This window comes from Arsenicicoccus cauae (assembly GCF_009707125.1).
Classification (GTDB): domain Bacteria; phylum Actinomycetota; class Actinomycetes; order Actinomycetales; family Dermatophilaceae; genus Arsenicicoccus; species Arsenicicoccus cauae.
The window spans coordinates 40,029-55,569 of record NZ_WLVL01000003.1; the positions used below are offsets into that span (position 1 = coordinate 40,029).

Annotated in this window: 14 protein-coding genes; 6 read left to right on the forward strand and 8 right to left on the reverse strand. The window is 70.7% G+C overall.

The genetic code is table 11. The annotated features are described in order from the left end of the window. Window positions 1-52 precede the first annotated feature (52 nt). The 7 genes from GGG17_RS00765 to uvrC form a co-directional block, all read right to left on the reverse strand. Window positions 53-1,249, reverse strand: coding sequence for a phosphoglycerate kinase (locus GGG17_RS00765; RefSeq protein WP_154591905.1), 1,197 nt, complete (start codon window positions 1,247-1,249; stop codon window positions 53-55). Between the two features lie 17 nt (window positions 1,250-1,266). After that, a complete protein-coding gene (gene gap / locus GGG17_RS00770; protein WP_288799743.1) occupies window positions 1,267-2,268 on the reverse strand; it encodes a type I glyceraldehyde-3-phosphate dehydrogenase in 1,002 nt (333 codons plus the stop codon). Window positions 2,269-2,409: 141 nt separating this feature from the next. Then, window positions 2,410-3,390, reverse strand: a complete 981-nt coding sequence (gene whiA, locus GGG17_RS00775; protein WP_154591906.1) for a DNA-binding protein WhiA — start codon at window positions 3,388-3,390, stop codon at window positions 2,410-2,412. Between the two features lie 79 nt (window positions 3,391-3,469). Then, window positions 3,470-4,408 carry a gluconeogenesis factor YvcK family protein gene (locus tag GGG17_RS00780; RefSeq protein ID WP_288799741.1) on the reverse strand — a complete coding sequence of 313 codons (939 nt, stop codon included), beginning with the start codon at window positions 4,406-4,408 and terminating at the stop codon, window positions 3,470-3,472. After that, window positions 4,405-5,280, reverse strand: a complete 876-nt coding sequence (rapZ, locus tag GGG17_RS00785; RefSeq protein ID WP_154591950.1) for an RNase adapter RapZ — start codon at window positions 5,278-5,280, stop codon at window positions 4,405-4,407. The genes GGG17_RS00780 and rapZ overlap by 4 nt, the downstream gene beginning before the upstream one ends. A 122-nt stretch (window positions 5,281-5,402) precedes the next feature. Next, a complete protein-coding gene (locus GGG17_RS00790) occupies window positions 5,403-5,576 on the reverse strand; it encodes a hypothetical protein (protein WP_154591907.1) in 174 nt (57 codons plus the stop codon). A 748-nt stretch (window positions 5,577-6,324) separates the two neighbouring features. Then, on the reverse strand, window positions 6,325-8,340 hold the full coding sequence (gene uvrC / locus GGG17_RS00800; RefSeq protein WP_311966324.1) for an excinuclease ABC subunit UvrC: 2,016 nt from the start codon (window positions 8,338-8,340) through the stop codon (window positions 6,325-6,327). Between the two features lie 388 nt (window positions 8,341-8,728). Between uvrC and GGG17_RS00805 the strand changes: the two genes are divergently transcribed. The 5 genes from GGG17_RS00805 to GGG17_RS00825 all read left to right on the forward strand — a co-directional run bounded on the left by GGG17_RS00805 (window position 8,729) and on the right by GGG17_RS00825 (window position 14,315). Beyond that, window positions 8,729-9,940: a branched-chain amino acid ABC transporter substrate-binding protein gene (locus GGG17_RS00805; protein WP_154591908.1), complete on the forward strand. Its 1,212-nt coding sequence runs from the start codon at window positions 8,729-8,731 to the stop codon at window positions 9,938-9,940. A gap of 91 nt (window positions 9,941-10,031) precedes the next feature. Then, complete coding sequence (locus GGG17_RS00810) at window positions 10,032-10,979, forward strand: branched-chain amino acid ABC transporter permease (protein ID WP_154591909.1); 948 nt, start codon at window positions 10,032-10,034, stop codon at window positions 10,977-10,979. Further along, window positions 10,976-12,712 (forward strand): branched-chain amino acid ABC transporter permease, encoded by a 1,737-nt coding sequence (locus GGG17_RS00815; protein WP_154591910.1) that lies wholly within the window; start codon window positions 10,976-10,978, stop codon window positions 12,710-12,712. Before GGG17_RS00810 ends, GGG17_RS00815 begins: the two co-directional genes overlap by 4 nt. Next, a complete protein-coding gene (locus GGG17_RS00820) occupies window positions 12,709-13,602 on the forward strand; it encodes an ABC transporter ATP-binding protein (RefSeq protein ID WP_154591911.1) in 894 nt (297 codons plus the stop codon). Before GGG17_RS00815 ends, GGG17_RS00820 begins: the two co-directional genes overlap by 4 nt. A 2-nt stretch (window positions 13,603-13,604) precedes the next feature. After that, window positions 13,605-14,315, forward strand: a complete 711-nt coding sequence (locus tag GGG17_RS00825; protein WP_249776243.1) for an ABC transporter ATP-binding protein — start codon at window positions 13,605-13,607, stop codon at window positions 14,313-14,315. A 67-nt stretch (window positions 14,316-14,382) separates the two neighbouring features. Here GGG17_RS00825 and GGG17_RS00830 read toward each other — a convergent pair whose 3' ends face one another. Beyond that, window positions 14,383-14,688 carry a VOC family protein gene (locus tag GGG17_RS00830; protein ID WP_195849068.1) on the reverse strand — a complete coding sequence of 102 codons (306 nt, stop codon included), beginning with the start codon at window positions 14,686-14,688 and terminating at the stop codon, window positions 14,383-14,385. A 158-nt stretch (window positions 14,689-14,846) separates the two neighbouring features. On the opposite strand from GGG17_RS00830, the gene GGG17_RS00835 reads away from it, so the two are divergent. After that, window positions 14,847-15,413 (forward strand): dihydrofolate reductase family protein, encoded by a 567-nt coding sequence (locus tag GGG17_RS00835; protein ID WP_154591914.1) that lies wholly within the window; start codon window positions 14,847-14,849, stop codon window positions 15,411-15,413. Window positions 15,414-15,541 lie beyond the last annotated feature (128 nt).

Genomic DNA, 15,541 nt, shown 5'->3' on the forward strand with positions numbered 1-15,541 from the left:
CCCCGCCACCCGGGTCGGGTTCACGGGGCCGCCTCGTGTCGTGCAGCCGGCGTCAGCCGAGGATGGAGATGCCCGGGAGGTCCTTGCCCTCGAGGTACTCCAGGCTCGCGCCGCCACCGGTGGAGATGTGACCGAACTGGTCGTCGGAGAAGCCCAGCTGACGCACGGCGGCGGCGGAGTCGCCACCACCGACGACGGTCAGCGCGCCCTTGGCGGTCGCGTCGACCAGGGCCTGGGCCACCGCCTTGGTGCCGGCGGCGTACGGCGCCATCTCGAAGGCCCCCATGGGGCCGTTCCAGAAGACGGTCCTGGCGTCGGCGACCTTGGAGGCGTAGAGCTCCGCGGACCTCGGCCCGATGTCCAGGCCCATCTGGTCTGCCGGGATCGCGTCGGCAGCCACCGTGGTGACCTCGCCCTCGGCGCTGAACTCTGCGTTGCAGACCACGTCGACCGGCAGGACGATCTCGACGCCGGACTCCTCGGCCCGGTCGAGGTAGCCCTTGCAGGTCTCGACGTTGTCCTCGTCGAGCAGGCTCTTGCCCACCTCGTGGCCCTGGGCCTTGAGGAAGGTGAAGGCCATGCCGCCCCCGATGAGGAGGCGATCGGCCTTGCCGAGGAGGTTGTCGATGACGGCGAGCTTGTCGGCGACCTTGGCGCCGCCGAGGACCACGGCATACGGCCGCTCGGGGTCCTCGGTGAGGCGCTCGAGCACGTCGACCTCGGTCTTGACCAGACCGCCCATGGCGGCGGGCAGGATCTGCGCGACGTCGTAGACGGATGCCTGCTTGCGGTGCACGACGCCGAAGCCGTCGGACACATAGGCGTCCGCGAGCGACGCGAGCTCCTTGGCGAAGGCCTGACGCTCGGACTCGTCCTTGCTCGTCTCGCCGGGGTTGAACCGGAGGTTCTCCAGGAGGGCCACCTGGCCGTCCTGCAGTCCCTCGACCGTGGCCTTGGCGGACTCCCCCACCGTGTCGGTGGCGAAGGCGACGTCCTGGCCGAGCAGCTCGCCCAGGCGGGAGACCACGGGCCTCAGCGAGTACTTGTCCTCCGGCGCGCCCTTGGGGCGACCGAGGTGGGCGACGACGACGACGCGTGCACCCTTCTCGGTCAGCTCCTGGATGGTGGGCACGGACGCGCGGACCCGGCCGTCGTCGGTGATGCGGTCACCGTCGAGCGGCACGTTGAGGTCCGAGCGGACGAGGACTCGCTTGCCGCGCAGGTCACCCAGGTCGGCAATGGTCTTCATCGGCTGTCCCCGATCGCTCAGAGCTTGGAGCCGACGAGGGCCGTGAGGTCCACGAGGCGGTTGGAGTAGCCCCACTCGTTGTCGTACCAGCCGACGACCTTGACCTGGTTGCCGATGACCTTGGTGAGCTGGGCGTCGAAGACGCAGGAGGCCGGGTCCGTCTCGATGTCCTTGGAGACGATCTCGTCCTCGGTGTAGACGAGCTTGCCCTTCATGGCGCCCTCGGCGGCCGCCTTGACGATCGCGTTGACCTCCTCGACCGTGGTCTCGCGCGAGGCCTCGAAGGTGAGGTCGGTGGCGGAGCCGGTCGGGGTCGGCACGCGCATGGCGTAGCCGTCGAGCTTGCCCTTGAGCTCGGGCAGGACGAGGGCGACGGCCTTGGCGGCACCGGTGGTGGTGGGGACCATGTTGAGGGCGGCGGCGCGGCTGCGGCGCAGGTCCTTGTGCGGACCGTCCTGGAGGTTCTGGTCCTGGGTGTAGGCGTGGATCGTGGTCATCAGACCCTTGACGATGCCCAGGCCGTCGTTGAGCGCCTTGGCCATGGGGGCGAGGCAGTTCGTGGTGCACGAGGCGTTGGAGATGATCGTCTGGGAGCCGTCGTACTGGTCGTCGTTGACGCCCATGACGATGGTGATGTCCTCGTTCTTCGCCGGGGCGGAGATGATGACCTTCTTGGCGCCGGCGTCGATGTGCGCCTTGGCCTTGGTGGCGTCGGTGAAGAAGCCGGTGGACTCCACGACGATGTCGACGGCGTTGTCCTTCCACGGCAGGGCGGCGGGGTCCTTCTCGGCGAAGGCCAGGATCTTCTTGCCGTCCACGGTGATGGACTCGTCGTCGTAGGTGACCTCGCCGGGGAAGCGGCCGAGGATCGAGTCGTACTTCAGCAGGTGGGCCAGCGTCTTGTTGTCGGTGAGGTCGTTGACCGCAACGACCTCGATGTCGGCACCGGAAGCCACCACGGCGCGGAAGAAGTTGCGGCCGATGCGGCCGAAGCCATTGATCCCAACGCGAACAGTCACGTCTTGAGCCTTCCTAGAGGGTCTTCGTCTTGGCGTTGTCCACCCTAGTCGGAAGTGGTGCGCGGCGCGTTGTCGGGCCGTGACCGGTCCGAGATGTGGGAGGGTCGGTCCGCTCTGCGGACCGACGGCGTCACGGACTACTCAGAGGTCGAGCATGTCGGGCGTCAGGTTGGCCTCGGTCCCGGGTATGCCGAGGTCCTGGGCGCGCTTGTCGGCCATCGCCAGCAGGCGCCGGATCCGCCCCGCGACCGCGTCCTTGGTCATCGGGGGCTGCGCGAGCTGGCCGAGCTCCTCGAGGCTGGCCTGCTTGTGCTGGAGCCGCAGCGTGCCGGCCTGACGCAGGTGGTCGGGCACCTCCTCGCCGAGGATCTCCAGGGCGCGCTCCACCCGCGAGCCCGCCGCGACGGCGGCCCGGGCCGAGCGCCGCAGGTTGGCGTCGTCGAAGTTGGCGAGGCGGTTGGCGGTGGCGCGGACCTCGCGGCGCATCCGCCGCTCCTCCCAGGCCAGCACCGCGTCGTGGGCGCCCATGCGCGTGAGGACCTGGCTGATGGCGTCCCCGTCGCGGATGACGACACGGTCGATGCCCCGCACCTCCCGCGCCTTGGCCGCGATCGAGAACCGCCGGGCCGCGCCCACGAGGGCGAGGGCGGCCTCGGGGCCAGGGCAGGTGACCTCGAGGGCCGAGGACCGGCCAGGCTCGGTGAGCGAGCCGTGGGCGAGGAAGGCCCCGCGCCACGCGGCGACCGCGTCGTCGGTGGCGCCCGAGACGACCTTGGGCGGCAGACCGCGCACGGGGCGACCGCGCGGGTCGATCAGGCCGGTCTGGCGCGCGAGCGCCTCGCCGTCCTGGACGACGCGCACGACGTAGCGGCTGCCCTTGCGCAGGCCCCCGGCGGACAGCACCCCGATCTCGCTGGTGTAGCCGTAGACGTCGGCGACGTCCTTGACCAGGCGCCTCGCGACGGAGCCGGTGTCGAGCTCGGCCTCCACCACGATGCGTCCACCGACGATGTGCAGGCCACCGCTGAACCGGAGGATGGCGGAGACCTCAGCCTTGCGGCACGAGGGCTTGGTGATCTGGAGCCGGCTGAGCTCGTCCTTGACCATGGCCGTCATCGACATGGGATCCATCCTGACAGTAGGCCGCACGGTGCGTGGGCGAATTCGGCACGTTTCGTACAAATGCGACAGCGCAGTGTAGTCAGCTCATGATGTCACGGTAGGCGGCGGCGAGACGGAGCGAGTCGTGCTGGCCCGGGCTCCCGGCGGTCGCCACCTCGGCCACGACCAGCTCGGCACCGAGCTGCTGCGCCGCCTGGCGCAGGGCCTGCTCGTCGGCGACCACGGACGGGTCCGCCAGCACGACGTCCAGCCGCAGCTCCGGCGCGTGCGCCGCCAGCACCTCGAGGTGGCGCTCGGCGGTGAAGCCGGAGGTCTCGGACGTGTCCAGCTCGAGGTTGAGGTTGAGCAGGCGGCGCGCCGGGGTGCGCACCAGGGCCGCGCGCAGCTCCGGGACCAGCAGGTGCGGGATGACGGACGTGAACCACGACCCCGGTCCCAGCACGACCCACCCGGCCTCGTCGATGGCCTGCACCGCCTCGGGACTGGCGGGCGGCTCCTGCGGGACGACGGCGATCGACGCGACCTGGCCCGGGGTCTTGGCGACCGACGCCTGCCCCGTCACGGTGCTGAGCGCCTCGGGGTCGCCCGGGTCCAGCCCCCGCACCACCGCCTCGATCGTCAGGGGCACCGCGGCCATGGGCAGGACCCGCCCGCGGGCGCTCAGCAGCCGACCGACCATGTCGAGGCCACGCACCGTGTCGCCGTAGTGCTCCCACAGCGACAGGATCAGCAGGTTGCCGAGGCTGTGGCCGCCGAGCGGCCCCTCCCCCGCGAACCGGTGCTGCAGCACCGCCGCCCACGTGGTGCCCCACTCGTCGTCGTTGCAGAGCGCCGCCAGCGCCATACGGAGGTCGCCCGGTGGGAGGACGTCGAACTCCGCCCGCAGCCGACCCGAGGAGCCACCGTCGTCGGCCACGGTCACGACCGCGGTGATCTGGTCGCTGACCAGCCGCAGGGCGGACAGCGTCGCCGCCAGCCCGTGGCCTCCCCCCAGCGCCACGACCCGGGGCCGACTCACTCGCGCCCCAGGTCTCGGTGGACGGTGATCGTGCCGACCTCGGGCCCGGAGAGCTCGCGCGACAGGCGCTCGGCGACGGCCACGGACCGGTGCTTGCCGCCCGTGCACCCCACGGCCAGCGTCACGTAGCGGCGCCCCTCGCGGACGTAGCCGCTGATCATCGCGTCCATCATCGCCACGGCGCGCTCCACGAACTCGTCGGCGCCCAGCTGGTCGAAGACGAAGCCGGCGACCTCCGGGTCACGCCCGGTCTTGCTGCGCAGCTCGGGCACCCAGAAGGGGTTGGGGAGGAAGCGCATGTCGAGGACGATGTCGGCGTCCAGGGGTATGCCGTACTTGAAGCCGAAGGACATGACCGCCACCCGCAGGCGCGGGCCCCGCTCGGAGTCGAAGATCTGGGCCATCTTGGCCGAGAACTGGTGGACGTTGAAGCCGCTCGTGTCGACGATCGTGTCGGCCACCGAGCGGATGTCACCCAGCCTGCGCCGCTCCTCCTGGATGGCCTCCAGCAGCCCCCCGTCCCCCTGCAGGGGATGGGGTCGGCGCACGCTCTCGAAGCGCCGCACCAGCGTCTCGTCGGTCGCGTCCAGGAAGACCACGCGCGGCTGCCACCCCAGGTCACGCAGCTCCTGCAGCGCCTCCGACAGCGACTCGAACATGTCGCGCGACCGGACGTCCACCACCGCCGCGACGCGCAGCACCTCCGGCTGCTTGTCCCGCAGCAGGGTCGCCATCGGCGCCAGCATCTGCGGCGGCAGGTTGTCCGTGACGTACCACCCGGTGTCCTGCAGGACGTTCGAGGCCGTGGACCGCCCCGCGCCGGACAGGCCGGTGACCACGACGAACTCGTGGCGGCGCGAGACGAGCGGCATGTCCGCGGTGTCGGGGTCACCCGACCGTCGGGAGGGTTCGCCCGGGCGGGTGTCGGACTCACGCTGCTCGGTCGGCTCGGCCACGGGTGGGCTCCTTGTCGGGTGGGCGGGTGGCCGTCAGTCTAGCCAGCGACGGCGCCTCGTCCTGGCGCTGTCGTCGTCACCAGACCGGCCAGGAGCAGGGCCAGCACGGCGATGACGACGGCGGCGCCCGGCTCGGCCAGGGACAGGGTGGTGGCGGTGCTGGCACCGACGCTCGCCAGGCCGCGGCCGAGCAGGACGTACCCGAGGAACATCGGGACCAGGGCGAGATAGGTGACGACGGCCAGGTTGACGCGCCCATCGCGGCGCGGCTCGGGATGCCGGTCCGGATGACCCGGACAGCACCCCAGGAGTAGAGGGCGTAGGTCGCCCCGCCGCGCAGGCCGATGCCGGCGACGTGGCCCCACCCGCCGACCGCGGCGGCACCTGCTCCTACGGGGCCGCCTCCTGCCGGGCCGGCGTGCGAGAAGGCCAGAGCGGTGACGCCCAGGAGGCCGAGGGCGGTCCCGACGGCCCACCGGCGGGAGAGGGGCGTGCCGTCCACGGCTCGTTCGACGAGTGCAGCGGCGGGCGGGGCGGAGCCGATGGTGACGACTGTGCCGACGGCGACGCCACTGAGGCGCATCGAGGAGTAGAAGGCGAGGGGGGAACACCGCCACGGCCGCCGCGGAGAGGGCCAGGGTCGGCCCCTGCGCGCGCAGCGCCGTCCGGTGACGACGGAGCTGCTGCACCTCCGCCTTGTGCCGCCGGACCTGCTCGCGCCCGGGAGCTCCGCTCGGCAGCTCCGCCGCTGCGTTGAGCAGACCGCACACTCGGAAGCCGTGGACGTATGCGGCGTTGGCGTGGTCGGCATACGCGTCGAACACCGCCGCCACGCCCGCCCGGCCGGAGCCGTCACCGGCGGCCCGCCTCGCCCCGTAGAGGCCGAGCCACTCCTCGTGGCGCTCCTGGAGGTAGGCGAGCACGAGCTCGTCCTTGGACGAGAAGTTGTTGTAACGCGGCCTACGAGAGCACCTCCCCGGTCGTGAGGTTGACCCCCGGCTCCGCCTGCTCGCCCGCCAGCCTGGCGTGCACGACCTCGGCCAGCGCCGGACCGATGCCCTGCACCTCCTGGAGCTCCTCGACCGTGGCGCCGCGCAGGCGCTTGACCGACCCGAAGGTCCGCAGCAGGGCCTTCTTGCGGGCCTCGCCGAGCCCGGGGATGCCGTCGAGCGCGCTCGTCGTCATCGCCTTGGAGCGCCGCTGCCGGTGGAAGGTGATCGCGAAGCGGTGGGCCTCGTCGCGCAGGCGCTGCAGCAGGTAGAGACCCTCGCTGGAGCGCGGCAGGATCACCGGGAAGTCCTGGTGCGGGATCCACACCTCCTCGAGACGCTTGGCCAGACCCACCAGGGCCACGTCGTCGATGCCGAGCTCGTCGAGCACCCGCTGGGCGGCGTTGACCTGCGGTAGCCCACCGTCGACCACGACGAGCTGCGGGGCATAGGCGAACCGGCGCGGCCTGCCCGTCTCGGGATCGATGCCCGCGGGCGTGTCGGGCAGGTCGGCGGGCGCCCCCGCCGTGGCGGTCGGAGCCTCCTCGGTGGCGGTCTCCCCCTGCGCCTCGGCCTGGGCCAGGTGCCGACGGAACCTCCGCAGGAGGACCTCACGCATCGCAGCGGTGTCGTCGACGGCGGGACCCGCCGCCTCGTCGCCCCGCACGATGAAGCGGCGGTACTCCCCCTTGCGGGGCAGCCCGTCCTCGAAGACCACCATCGAGGCCACGACATTGGTCCCCTGCACGTGGGACACGTCGTAGCACTCGATCCGCAGGGGCGCCTCGTCGAGCTCGAGCGCGTCCTGCAGCTCCTGCAGCGCCTGGCTGCGCGCCGTGAGGTCGCCCGCCCGCGTCACCTTGTGCCGCGCCAGGGCCTGGTCGGCGTTGCGGCGCACCGTCTCCATGAGCTGGCGCTTGTCGCCCCGCTGCGGCACGCGCACCTCGACCCGGGCGCCGCGCAGCTCGCTCAGCCACTGCTCGACCGCCTCGGCATCCTCGGGCAGCACGGGGACCAGGACCTCGCGCGGCACGCCCTCGCTGCTCTCGCCGCCGTAGACCTGCTGCAGCAGCCGCTCCATGAGCAGGGGCAGGGAGGCGACATCCTCGGACTCGCGCTCCACCACCCAGCCCCGCTGGCCGCGGATGCGGCCGCCGCGCACGTGGAAGACCTGCACCGCGGCCTCGAGCTCGTCGTCGGACACGGCGAAGACGTCCGCGTCCGTGGCGTCGCCGAGCACCACCGCGGACTTCTCCAGGGCCTTGGTCATCGCCCCGAGGTTGTCCCGCAGGACGGCGGCGCGCTCGAACTCCAGCGCGGAGGACGCGGCCTGCATCTCGCGCTCGACCCGGCGCACGAAGCGGGTGGTGCTGCCCGCCATGAACTCGCAGAACTCCTCGGCGATCTCGCGGTGCTCCTCGGGCGTCACCCGCCCGACGCAGGGCGCCGAGCACTTGTCGATGTAGCCGAGCAGGCAGGGTCGACCGACCTGGGCGGCCCGCTTGAACACGCCGGAGCTGCACGTCCTCACCGGAAAGACCTTGAGGAGCAGGTCGAGGGTCTCGCGGATCGCCCAGGCGTGGCCGTACGGCCCGAAGTAGCGCGTCCCCTTGCGCTTGGCCCCCCGCATGACCTGGGCGCGGGGGAACTCCTCGCCCATCGTGACCGCGAGGTAGGGGTAGGACTTGTCGTCGCGGTACCTCACGTTGAACCGCGGGTCGAACTCCTTGATCCAGGAGTACTCCAGCTGCAACGCCTCGACCTCGGTCTTGACGACGGTCCACTCGACCGACGCCCCGGTCGTGACCATGCGTCGCGTGCGGGGGTGCAGGGCACCGACGTCCTGGAAGTAGGAGCTCAGCCGGGAGCGCAGCGACTTCGCCTTGCCGACGTAGATGACCCGGCCTTCCTTGTCGCGGAAGCGGTAGACGCCCGGGTCGACCGGGATCTCTCCCGGGCGGGGTCGGTAGGACGAGGGATCAGCCACCCGACAACCCTATGCCGGTGCACCGACACACCCGGGACGGCGTCCGCGAGCGGGAGCCACCCCCGTCGTCATCCGTTCGGCTCAAACGACCCGAGTGCCGTGCGAGTGCGTCCGGGTTTGCCGCGAGCGGTCGCTTGGCGGCGATGAACGGTCACCCAGGACCCGCCCCCGGCGCCAGCCGGGCGGCATACGGAAGCAAACACGACCAAACGCTCGGGGTAACAGGCCAAGTCACTGGTAACAGGCAGGTCACAGTCACGCTCCGGCATCGACCGGACCCTGGTAGGACCTGGCCGGTAGCCCTATTGTCAGCCGCACTTCAAGCGGCGTCGACCATGACACCGCTCCCCCACACCCTCTGGGAGGAAACGTGCAGCAGCGTTCCTGGATGACCCTCGGTGCCACCGCGCTGGCGGCATCCCTCGCACTGTCGGCCTGCGGCTCGCGGGAGGCGTCCACGTCCAACAGCGGCTCGTCGGGCTCCGGCGCGGCCGCCACCAAGACCGTCAAGATCGGCGTCATCGCCCCCGTCTCGGGCGACCTGTCGGCGCTGGGTCTCGGCATCCAGCACTCCGTCGAGCTCGCCGCCAAGAAGGCCAACGAGAGCAACGCCGTCCCCGGCTGGAAGTTCGAGGTCGTGACCAAGGACGACGAGGCCAAGCCCGACGTCGCCAAGAACGCCGCCACCGCGATCGCCGCCGACAAGGACGTCCTGGGGGTCGTGGGGACGCTCAACTCCTCGACCTCGCAGTCGGTCCAGCCGGTGCTCTCGACCGCCAAGATCGTCCAGATCTCGCCGGCCAACACCAACCCCTCGCTGACCCGCGGCGCCAAGTTCGCCGACGCCCCGCAGCGGATGTACCCCTCGTACTTCCGCACCTGCACCACCGACTCGGTGCAGGGCCCGTTCGCGGCCAAGTACCTCCTCGAGCAGGGCATCAAGCAGGTCGCCACCATCCACGACAAGAAGACCTACGGCCAGGGCCTGGTCGAGGCCTTCACCGCGGAGTTCAAGAAGGGCGGCGGCACCGTGGTGGCCGCCGAGACCATCAACCCGGACGACTCCAACTACGGCCCGGTCATCTCCAAGATCAAGCCGTCCGCGCCCAAGGCGATCTACTACGGCGGCGAGTACCCCCAGGCCGGCCCGCTCTCGCAGCAGGCCAAGTCGGCGGGGCTCGCGGTCCCGGTGATGGGTGGGGACGGCATCTTCGCCGCCGACTTCATCAAGCTGGCCGGCGCCACCGCCACCGGTGACCTCGCCACCTCCGTCGGCGCCCCGACCGACACGCTCGAGAAGGGCAAGACCTTCCTGGCGGACTACAAGACGGCCGGCTACAAGGAGCCCTCCGAGGCCTACGGCGCGTACTCCTACGACGCGGCGAACGCCATCATCGAGGGCGCGAAGACGGCCCTCAAGGACGCCAAGACCGTCGAGGACGCCCGCGCCAAGATGGCCGACGCGGTCGGCAAGGTCGCGATCGAGGGAGTCACCGGCAAGGTCGAGTTCGACGAGTACGGCGACACCAAGACGCGCACCCTGACGGCGTACAAGGTCGAGGGCGGCAAGTGGGTCGCCGCCAAGACCGGCACGGCCTGATCGCCAGGTCGCCGGACGAGCTCCATCGGAGGCGGGGAGGCCAACCCTCCCCGCCTCCCACCCCTGTCATCACTCGATCGAAGGTGCCCGCATGCATTTCCTGCAGTACCTGGTGGACGGAGTGACCCTCGGTTCCCTCTACGCCCTGATCGCCGTCGGCTACACCGTCGTCTACGGCATCGTCCAGCTCATCAACTTCGCTCACGGCGAGGTCTTCATGATCGGCGCGTTCGGCGCCATGTCGACCTACCTGCTGCTCTTCAAGGGTCAGACCTCGATCTGGATCCTGCCCGTCCTGATCCTCGGCGCCATCCTCGCCTCAGTCGTGACGGCGGTCCTCATGGAGAGGGTGGCGTACCGGCCGCTGCGCAACGCGCCACGGCTCGCACCCCTCATCACCGCCATCGGCATCTCGGTCCTTCTGCAGGAGGCCGTGCGCCTCTTCTACGACCGGCCCGGCCTGTTCGTCGACTGGAACCCGCTCGAGTTCCCCAGCGCCAAGTCCAAGATCTCCTTCCCGCAGATCGAGGGCGTGACCGGGGCGGCCTGGAGCGTCGGCGGCGTGAGCCTGGCCCGGCCGGCGCTGTTCACGATCGCCTCCCTCCTGGTGTCCGCCGCCTTCCTGTGGTGGTTCGTCAACCGCACCCGGACCGGCCGCGGCATGCAGGCCGTGTCCCAGGACCCCGACACCGCCCGACTCATGGGCGTCGACGTCGACCGCATCATCGTCGTGTCCTTCGCCCTCGGCGCCGCGCTGGCTGCCATCGCCGGTGTCGCGCAGGGCCTGCAGGACGGGACCATCGGCTTCCGCATGGGCTTCCTCTACGGCCTCAAGGCGTTCACCGCCGCGGTGCTCGGGGGCATCGGCAACATCCAGGGCGCCGTTGTCGGCGGCATCGCCCTCGGGATCGTCGAGGCCTTCGCCACCAACCTGTTCCCCTCCGACTGGAAGGACGTGTGGGCCTTCGGGCTTCTCATCGTGTTCCTCGTCTTTCGCCCCCAGGGCATCATGGGCGCTCGGGTGGTGGACCGGGCATGAGCACCGTCACCACTTCGTTGAGCGACTCCCCTATGCCGCGTCGCGGGGCCGCCGCGGACCAGGCCCCCCTCGAGCCCCGGCTGACCCGCGCCTGGCTGCTGGGCATCGTCGGCTCCCTCCTGCTGATCGCCAGCGCATTCCTCCCGTGGACCTACGACCCGGCCCTGCTGGGCAACGTCACGATCGTCGGCTACCCCGCACCGGTCCAGCTCATGGCGATCGCCCTCGGGCTGCTCGCGTTGTTCATGACGTTGGTCCGCAAGGGTCCGCTGGCCCGCCTGGGCCGGCACCTCGGGTCGCCGTCCGGGCTCAAGCGCCTCGGCATCGGCTCGCTGGTCTTCATGCTGCTGGTGCTGGTGGGGGTCGCTACCTCGGACCCCGCGCTGTTGGCCGCGGCCGACCCCGGTCTGTGGATCGGCATCGTGGGGGCCCTCCTCGTCGCCGCCGCCGGCTTCCTGCTGCCCGTGCGCAAGGTCCGCTCCGAGCCGCACCAGCGGTTCGCGGGGTGGGTCGAGATCCTCGTCATCGTGGCGCTCGTCGCGCTGGTGCTGTTCGGCGCCGCCTACGGCCTCGGCATCGAGGACGCCTGGGTGTTCGTGCTCTTCCTGACCTTCGTCTTCGCGATCGGGGCGGGCCTGGCCGGGGGCGGGTTCTTCGCCTGGCTGTCCATCGTCGCCGCCCACCACAGCCGGGTGCTGCTCCTGGCGACCTTCCTGGCGGCGTTCGCCTTCCCGTTCACCCAGGGCGGGTCCAACGCCAACATGTCCATCGCGACGCAGGTCATCATCTTCGCCGCCACGGCGATCGGCCTCAACATCGTGGTCGGCCTGGCGGGCCTGCTCGACCTCGGCTACATCGCCTTCCTCGGGGCGGGTGCCTACGTGGCGGCGACCATGTCGGAGTCGACCTTCGCGACGATCGGGTGGCACCCGCCGTTCCTCGTCGTGGTGCTGATCGGCGCCTGCTTCTCGGCCGTCCTCGGCCTGATCATCGGCTCGCCGACGCTGCGCGTGTCCGGTGACTACCTGGCGATCGTGACGCTGGCCTTCGGCGAGATCTTCCGCCTGGCCATGAACAACCTCGACGGCGCCCACGGGCCCAACATCACCCGGGGCCCCAACGGTATCCCCGCCATCCCCGACCTGGAGTTCTTCGGCTTCAACTTCGGGGACACGCACAACCTTCTCGGCGTCGACATCCCCCGGTTCGCCAACTACTACTTCCTGCTGCTGCTGCTGCTCGGCCTGATCACCCTGGTGTTCAGCCGCCTCAACGACAGCCGCATCGGGCGTGGCTGGATCGCGATCCGCGAGGACGAGAAGGCTGCCGAGGCCATGGGCGTCAACGTGTTCGGGCTCAAGCTGCTGGCCTTCGCCGGCGGCGCCTTCCTCGCCGGCCTCGCCGGCACGGTCAAGGCCCACCACGACCAGTCCGTCACCCCGGACCAGTACCAGTTCCTGGAGTCCGCCTTCCTGCTCGCCGCCGTGGTCCTCGGCGGCATGGGCACCATCGGCGGCGTCCTGCTCGGCGCCGTGGTGCTCAAGCTGCTGCCCGAGAAGCTCCGGTTCTTCAGCGAGTACCGCCTCCTGATGTTCGGTCTTCTGCTCGTGCTGATGATGCGCTTCCGGCCCGAGGGCCTGGTCGCCAACAAGCGTCATCAGCTGGAGTTCCACGAGGACGACGAAGAGCTGGCGGACGAGATCGAGCACGTCCACGTGGAGAAGGTGTCATGAGCACGCGAGTCGACGAGCGTCCGGGCGGCCAGCCCTCGGGCGCGCCCAGCCCCGGCGGGGCCGTCCTGCTGGAGGCCCGAGGCGTCACCATGCGCTTCGGTGGCCTCACGGCCGTCAACCAGGTCGACATGGTCGTCCACGAGGGCGAGATCATGGGTCTGATCGGCCCCAACGGCGCCGGCAAGACGACCTTCTTCAACTGTCTCACCGGGCTCTACAAGCCCACGGAGGGGCGGGTCGTTCTGGCGGGCAAGGAGATCCCGCCGAGGCCGGGCCTGGTCGTCAAGGAGGGGATGGCCCGCACCTTCCAGAACATCCGTCTCTTCGGCAACATGACCGCCCTCGAGAACGTCATGGTGGGTCGCTTCTGCCGCACCTCGGCCGGCCCGCTCACCTCCATCGTGCGCGGCCCGAAGTACCGCCGCGAGGAGCGCGAGACGCGCGAGCGAGCCCAGGAGCTCCTGGAGTTCGTGGGGCTGGGGGGCTCGACCGAGCTGCTGGCCCGCAACCTGCCGTATGGCGACCAGCGCCGCCTCGAGATCGCCAGGGCCCTGGCCACGGACCCCAAGGTGGTGCTGCTCGACGAGCCGACGGCCGGCATGAACCCCCGCGAGACCGAGCAGGCCCAGGAGCTCATCTTCCGCATCCGCGACAACGGCATGGCGGTCGTGGTGATCGAGCACGACATGCGCTTCATCTTCACGCTGTGCGACCGGGTGCTCTGCCTGGTGCGGGGCGAGGCGCTGGTCGAGGGAGCACCGTCGGTCGTCCAGTCCGACCCCCGGGTCATCGAGGCCTACATCGGGAGCCCGGACGTCGACGAGTCGGACGAGGAGCTCGACGCCGAGATCGGCAGCGAGCTGCACACCGAGAGGGAGGAGGGCCGATGAGCATGCTCGAGGTCAAGGACCTGCGCGTCGCCTACGGCAAGATCGAGGCAGTCAAGGGCATCTCGTTCGACGTCGAGGAGGGGCAGGTCGTCTCGCTCATCGGCACCAACGGCGCCGGCAAGACCACCACCTTGCGGACCATCTCGGGACTCCTGCGGCCCGCGCGCGGCTCGATCACCTTCGAGGGCAAGCGGATCGACGACGTGCCGGCGCACAAGATCGTCACCCTGGGCCTCGCGCAGTCACCCGAGGGTCGGCGCATCTTTCCTCGCATGACGGTCGAGGAGAACCTCATGCTCGGCGCCTTCGCCCGCAAGGACGGCTCCTCGGCCGTCCGGCAGGACCTCGACGCGGCGTTCGAGCTGTTCCCGATCCTGCGCGAGCGTCGCTCGCAGCCGGCCGGGACCTTCTCCGGCGGTGAGCAGCAGATGTTGGCCATGGGTCGGGCCATGATGTCGCGTCCGCGCCTGATGCTGCTCGACGAGCCGTCGATGGGGCTGTCCCCGCTGATGATGAAGAAGATCATGTCGACGGTGCAGACCCTCAAGGCCCAGGGCACGACGATCCTGCTGGTCGAGCAGAACGCCAACGCGGCGCTCAAGATCTCCGACGTGGGCTATGTCCTCGAGGTCGGCAAGATCGTGCTGCGGGGCACGGGCCAGGAGCTGCTGTCCTCGGACGAGGTGCGCAAGGCCTACCTCGGCGAGGAGTGACCGCCCGGTCGCCCTGACCGGTGGGCCCCGACCTCGCACGGCGGGGTCGGGGCCCACCGTCGTCAGGTCATCCCTGCGCCGCCGCCTCCAGCGCCGCGACCCAGATGCGATCGACCTCCTCCTGGTCGTCGCACACGACCTGGAGGGAGACGCACTCGCTGAACGGGAACTGAGGCCCGCCGTCGAGGCCGGCATACGGCCTGCCGTCGAGCTCGAACTCGACCACCATCACGGCCCCCGGCTCTCCCTTGTCGCCGTCCTCGGGGTAGGGGATGTCGGTGAGGATGCGTGAGTTGGGGATGTCGGAGGTCCACAGCCGGGCGGCCTCGACCGCGTCGCCGTCGAACCATAAGACCGGGGTGACTCCCTGCATGGTGGTGACCTCTCCTGACGTGCCCGGCCGTATGCCGGTTCGCCCACCCCAGTCGGGGGCCCGGGCCGAGGCGCGCGAAACCGCCTCGGCCCGATGCGCCGGGGGCGCGGCACGCAGGTAGCGTGCCCCCATCTGGTCGTCCAGCCGAGGAGAAGCACATGCGCCCCATCGTCGTCACCGCGTTCATGTCCCTCGACGGGGTCATGGAGGCCCCCGGCGGCGAGCCCGGCCACCGCAGCAGCGGGTGGACCTTCAAGGACATCGCGTTCGACCCCGCCGCCTACGAGATCAAGGGTCGTGAGCAGGAGGAGGCCGGCGCCCTGCTGGTCGGGCGCAGGAGCTACGAGGCCTTCGCGCCGGTGTGGCCGAGCATGACCGAGGAGTTCCCCGGCTACAACGCCATGCCCCGCTACGTCGTCTCCACGACGCTCGCCGAGGCGGACCCGCGCTGGCCCGCCTCGATCCTGCGGTCCCTCGACGAGGTGGCCGCCCTGAGGGACTCCGACGGCGACCCGATCATCGTCCACGGCAGCGCGACCCTGGGGCACGGCCTCGCCGACGCCGGCCTGGTCGACCGCTACCACCTGCTGGTCTTTCCGGTCCTCCTCGGCGCCGGCAAGCGGTTGTTCAGCGACACCGACAAGGACAAGCAGCGCCTCGAGGTCCGCGAGTCCGAGACCTACGGCAACGGGATCACCAAGCTCGTCGCCGACGTCCTGCGCTGAGCCCGCTGCCGCCGGGCCACCGTCACCGCCGTCGCGGCCCTGGTCAGCCAGCAGCGCCAGGAGCGGGTGCTGTCGACGGGCGTCGTCGAGGGCGGGCGCCGGGCCGTGGGCCAGACGGCCGACGTGCT

Excerpts from the sequence above, each read along its gene's own strand:
- GGG17_RS00765 (WP_154591905.1), bottom strand. The coding sequence starts at position 1,249 with ATGAAGACCATTGCCGACCTGGGTGACCTGCGCGGCAAGCGAGTCCTC.
- whiA (WP_154591906.1), bottom strand. The coding sequence starts at position 3,390 with ATGTCGATGACGGCCATGGTCAAGGACGAGCTCAGCCGGCTCCAGATC.
- rapZ (WP_154591950.1), bottom strand. The coding sequence starts at position 5,280 with ATGCCGCTCGTCTCGCGCCGCCACGAGTTCGTCGTGGTCACCGGCCTG.
- GGG17_RS00790 (WP_154591907.1), bottom strand. The coding sequence starts at position 5,576 with ATGTTCCTCGGGTACGTCCTGCTCGGCCGCGGCCTGGCGAGCGTCGGT.
- GGG17_RS00805 (WP_154591908.1), top strand. The coding sequence starts at position 8,729 with ATGACCCTCGGTGCCACCGCGCTGGCGGCATCCCTCGCACTGTCGGCC.
- GGG17_RS00810 (WP_154591909.1), top strand. The coding sequence starts at position 10,032 with ATGCATTTCCTGCAGTACCTGGTGGACGGAGTGACCCTCGGTTCCCTC.
- GGG17_RS00815 (WP_154591910.1), top strand. The coding sequence starts at position 10,976 with ATGAGCACCGTCACCACTTCGTTGAGCGACTCCCCTATGCCGCGTCGC.
- GGG17_RS00820 (WP_154591911.1), top strand. The coding sequence starts at position 12,709 with ATGAGCACGCGAGTCGACGAGCGTCCGGGCGGCCAGCCCTCGGGCGCG.
- GGG17_RS00825 (WP_249776243.1), top strand. The coding sequence starts at position 13,605 with ATGCTCGAGGTCAAGGACCTGCGCGTCGCCTACGGCAAGATCGAGGCA.
- GGG17_RS00830 (WP_195849068.1), bottom strand. The coding sequence starts at position 14,688 with ATGCAGGGAGTCACCCCGGTCTTATGGTTCGACGGCGACGCGGTCGAG.
- GGG17_RS00835 (WP_154591914.1), top strand. The coding sequence starts at position 14,847 with ATGCGCCCCATCGTCGTCACCGCGTTCATGTCCCTCGACGGGGTCATG.